Below are 4,239 nucleotides of genomic sequence, written 5' to 3'. Positions count from 1 at the left end.
GGCCCCGGCGGGCCGTGTCGGGCGCGCGGGGTCCCGTACGGCGGCCCGGGCGGGTTCCACGGCGGCCCGGGCGGGTTCCACGGCCGGTTCCGCGGCGGGTTCCACGGCAGGTTCCGCCGCCGGGGCGGGACGGACGGGGACGGGGGTCTCGGTGCTCATGCGGCGGCCTCTTCCTTCTCCAGTTGCCGGGCGCGGGCCACCTCGTCGTGGAGCAGGGTCCAGATCTCGTGGCGGTGACGGGCGAACTCGGGGCTGGAGCGCAGGTCCTCGCCCGTCGCCCCGGTGGACCGGTCGCCGAGGGAGACCGGGACGACCTCCTTGACGCGGCCCGGGCGGGAGGTGATGACGGCCACCCGCTGCCCCAGGTACACGGCCTCCTCGATGCCGTGCGTGATGAAGACGACGGTCTTGCCGGTGCTCTGCCAGATCCGCCGCAGCTCGTCCTGGAGGGACTCGCGGGTCTGCGCGTCGAGCGCGGCGAAGGGCTCGTCCATGAGCAGCACGTCCGGGTCGTACGCCAGCGAGCGGGCGATCGCGACCCGCTGGCGCATCCCGCCGGACAGCTCGTGCGGGTGCCGGTCCTCGAATCCGGTCAGGCCCACCAGTTCCAGGAACTCCCGGGCCCGGGCCGCGCGTTGTCTGCGCGGGACGCCGGTCGCCTCCAGGCCGAAGGCGACGTTGCCGAGCGCGGTGCGCCAGGGCAGGAGGGCGTACTGCTGGAAGACGATGCCCCGGTCCAGTCCCGGGCCGGTGACCGGCCGGCCGTCGAGGAGGATCTGCCCGGAGGTGGGGCGGGTGAGGCCGCCGAGGAGGTCGAGGAGGGTGGACTTGCCGCAGCCGCTGGGGCCGACGACGACGAGGAACTCCCCCTCCCCGATCTCCAGGTCGATGCCGTCGAGGGCGGTGAACTCCTCCCTGCTCCTGCCCTTCACCGGGAAGGTCTTGGTCACCGACCGGAATTCGATCTTCGCCATGGCGGGTCAGCCCTTCCCGTACCCGTTGAACTCGTTCGTGTAGAGGTCGGACGGCTTCAGCTGCCCGGCCTTGATCTCGCCGCGCTCGGCGAGCCAGTCGAGCCAGAGCTGGAACTCCTTGTCCTGGATGCGGCCGCCCGGCTCCGCGACCCCGTACGAGCGCCAGTACTTCAGCGTCGCGGTGTCCTCGTTGCGGCCGCGCTTCCTGATGATCGACTCCATGCGCGCGACGACTTCCTCGCGCGGGGTGGTGCGGGACCACTCGATGGCCTTGGCGACGCCGGTGGTGAAGGTGCGGACGGTGTCCGGGTTCTCCTTGACGAAGCGCTTGGTCATCACGTAGGAGCCGGCGCTGAACGTGCCGAGCAGGTCGAAGTCGCTGAACAGCGGGCGGATGCCGCCGGCGGCGAGGGCCTTGTCGCGCAGGACGCCGCCCAGCACGCCCACGTCGATCTGTCTCTGGCGCAGCGTCTGCTCGGTGTTGACGGGCGGCACGACCAGGGCTTCGACCTTGGCCGCGTCTGCCTTGGAGACGCCGTTGCGGCCGAGGTAGATGTCGAGGATCGCCTGGGAGTGCGCGCCCAGGGTGTTCATGCCGACCTTCTTGCCGAGCAGGTCGCGGGCGGAGCGGATGGGGCTGTCCTCCAGGACGTAGTAGCCGCTGAAGACGTCCTTGTCGACGCCGTAGTAGGAGATGACGGCCTGGATCGGGGCCTTGCCCGCGGCGAGCTTGATGATCGCCCCGTTGAAGGCGCCGCCGAAGTGGATCTGGCCGGTCGCGGCGGACTGGATGTCCTGCGGGCCGCTGATGGTGTTGCCGACCCACTCCAGGGTGAGGCCGCCCAGGTAGCCGAGGTCGGCGGCCAGCTCGGGCAGGGTGACGGCGCCGACGCTGCCCTGGTACTTGAGCGTGGTGACCTGGCCGGCCGGACCGGCGGACCCGCCACTGGCGGTGGCGGTGCCGCAGCTCACCGCGGCCGCCGAGATGCCGAGCAGGGTGAGGAACTGGCGCCGGGTACGGGTGGCCGGGGTGACGGGTGCTGCGGGCATGGCGGGTCCTTGTCGGTACGGGTTACGGGGTGGCGGCGAGGGTCGGGGTCGTGGCGCGCAGGGCGTCGGCGAACTCGTCGACGGCCTGGTAGAGGTCCAGCTCCGCCTCGGGGCGCAGCCGGTCCGGTCCGGCGCCGCGCTCGACGGAGGAGTCCAGGACGAAGCGGCCGGCGGTGACGTGGCGGGCGCCGAGGGCGGCGAGGACCGGGCGCAGGGCGTAGTCGATGGTCAGGACGTGGGCGAGGCTGCCGCCGGTGGCCAGCGGCAGGACCGTCTTTCCGGCGAGGCCGTCCTGCGGGAGCAGGTCCAGGAAGGCCTTGAGGAGTCCGGTGTACGAGGCCTTGTAGACCGGGGTCGCGATGACCAGGCCGTCGGCTTCGGCGACGGCCTCCAGGGCGCGGCGGATCTCCGGCTCGCCGCGCCGGGCCGACAGCAGGTCGGCAGCCGGCAGCAGGCGTACGTCCAGGTGGGCGGTGTCGAACCCGGCGTGGTCGAGGCGGCGCAGCACGTGCTCGGCGACGACGACGGTACGGGAGTGGGCGGAGGGGCTGCCGGTGAGGGCGAGCAGCTTGGGCACGGGGGCTCCTCGGGGTGGCGGGTCAGGCGGAGGTGGAGGCGCCGGAGGCGATGCCGAACGCCGGGTCCGGGACGCTCTCGGGGCTGATCAGCCGGGAGGGCGTGCCGTCGGGGCCGACGGGGACGTCGCCGTCGACGGTGACGCGGCGCAGGGTGCGCTCGTGGTCGTCGGAGTCGTCGACGCCGTAGTGCTGGGTGGCCCGGTTGTCCCAGATCGCGACGTCGCCGGTCCGCCACTGCCAGCGGACGGTGTTCTCGGGGCTCTCGACGTGGGCCTGGAAGAGGTCGAGGAGGGCGCGCGAGTCGCGGCCGGTCAGCCCGGCGATGCGCTGGACGAAGTTGCCGAGGAGCAGGGTGCGTTCGCCGGTCTCGGGGTGGACGCGGACCACGGGGTGCTCGGTGAGGAAGGTGGTGGAGGTGAACACCTCGCGGTACTGGGCGAGGGCCTCGGGGAGGGCGTCCGGCTTGAGGGCGGCGTAGTCGTACTCGTTGGAGTGAACGGCGCGCAGTCCGTCGGCGAGGGCGCGGAGCGGGGCGGGCAGGTGGGCGTAGGCGGTGGCGGTGTTGGCCCAGAGGGTGTTGCCGCCGTACGGGGGGATGGTGACGGCGCGGAGGATGGAGAAGGCGGGGTAGGCGGGGACGAAGGTGACGTCGGTGTGCCACTGGTTGGCCCGGGCGCCGTGGTGGGAGTCGATGCCGAGGGCGTAGCGGCCGTCGGCGGAGGGGACGGTGGGGTGCGCGACGGGCGTCCCGAGCAGCCGGGCGAAGTCCTCGTGGGCGGCCTCGTCGAGGTGCTCCTGGCCGCGGAAGAAGACGACCTTGTGGGCGAGCAGGGCGGCGCGGACCTCCGCGACGGTGGCGGGGTCGAGGTCGCCGCCGAGGCGGACGCCGCCGATCTCGGCGCCGATGCGGCCGCCGAGGCGGGTGACGGTGGTGGCGGTGGCGGTGGTCATGGGGGCTCCTGGGCGTGTGTGGGTACGACGGGACGCCGCCGGGCGGCGGGGCGTACGGGGATGGGCGGACCGGGGCCGGGTCACGGCGCGGGAGGCCGGGCCGGAGCGGTGGGGCGGGGTCCGGCGGGGTGCAGGCCGGGCCGGCGGCCCCGGGCATCGGGTCCCGGCCCCCTGGAGGTGACGGGGGTCCGGGCCTGGCGGGGCGGAGGTTCGGGGGTCAGACCCCGAGGAGGGCCGGACAGCGGCCCGGACACGTGCCCGGCGCGGTACAGGGGCCGGGGGTGCGGAGCCGCGGGGCGAGGTGCGCGGTCGCGGTCATGGCTCGGAGCGTGTCAGTGGGGGCGGGGTGGGTCAAGCCCTGTCGCCGGCTTCGGCGGGAGGGGGTTGCACCTGCGGTGAGCTGGGGTTTTGCCGTGCCGGGCGGCTGAAAAGGGGTGGCTGGATTTCATGGGGCCGCAACGTCGCTGCCATGCGGCTTTCGCGCGGCGTCGTCGGGCGCTGCGCGGAGCCGTCCCCGCCCCACCCTTCCTCCGTTCCCTGGGCTCCGCCCAGACCCCTGCGTCTGCGGACCGCGTCCTGGGGGCCAGCCCCCAGACCCCCGCGCCTCAATCGCCGGCGAGGCTGGATTTTGCCGGCCGGGGGCGGGGACGGGGTGGGGTGTCGTCCGGGGCTAAAACGAGATGACT

The 4,239-nt window shown here is 73.8% G+C and carries 4 protein-coding genes; all 4 read right to left on the bottom strand.

Annotated elements, in window-relative coordinates; genetic code table 11:
- Nucleotides 1-155: 155 nt before the first annotated feature.
- Genes ACFVXK_RS37345 through ACFVXK_RS37330 form a run of 4 tightly spaced genes read right to left on the bottom strand, consistent with a single transcriptional unit; the run spans nt 156 to nt 3,553 of the window.
- Nucleotides 156-974, bottom strand: a complete 819-nt coding sequence (locus ACFVXK_RS37345; protein ID WP_358891753.1) for an ABC transporter ATP-binding protein — start codon at nt 972-974, stop codon at nt 156-158.
- 6 nt (nt 975-980) lie between these two features.
- Entirely contained in the window at nt 981-2,024 is a 1,044-nt protein-coding gene (locus ACFVXK_RS37340) for an ABC transporter substrate-binding protein (RefSeq protein ID WP_389621450.1), read from the bottom strand.
- Between the two features lie 22 nt (nt 2,025-2,046).
- The gene (gene ssuE, locus ACFVXK_RS37335) at nt 2,047-2,601 is read right to left on the bottom strand and encodes an NADPH-dependent FMN reductase (protein ID WP_389621447.1); all 555 of its coding nucleotides are present in this window, start codon (nt 2,599-2,601) and stop codon (nt 2,047-2,049) included.
- A gap of 22 nt (nt 2,602-2,623) precedes the next feature.
- The gene (locus ACFVXK_RS37330; RefSeq protein ID WP_389621444.1) at nt 2,624-3,553 is read right to left on the bottom strand and encodes a TauD/TfdA dioxygenase family protein; all 930 of its coding nucleotides are present in this window, start codon (nt 3,551-3,553) and stop codon (nt 2,624-2,626) included.
- Between the last annotated feature and the right edge of the window lie 686 nt (nt 3,554-4,239).

The sequence above is a fragment of the Streptomyces sp. NPDC058157 genome (assembly GCF_042884105.1).
Classification (GTDB): Bacteria; Actinomycetota; Actinomycetes; order Streptomycetales; family Streptomycetaceae; genus Streptomyces.
This window is presented reverse-complemented; position numbering and strand designations above follow the sequence as displayed.

Bases quoted from the DNA above. Each gene is read 5' to 3' on its own strand.
- ACFVXK_RS37345 (WP_358891753.1), bottom strand. From the start codon at position 974: ATGGCGAAGATCGAATTCCGGTCGGTGACCAAGACCTTCCCGGTGAAG.
- ACFVXK_RS37330 (WP_389621444.1), bottom strand. From the start codon at position 3,553: ATGACCACCGCCACCGCCACCACCGTCACCCGCCTCGGCGGCCGCATC.
- ACFVXK_RS37340 (WP_389621450.1), bottom strand. From the start codon at position 2,024: ATGCCCGCAGCACCCGTCACCCCGGCCACCCGTACCCGGCGCCAGTTC.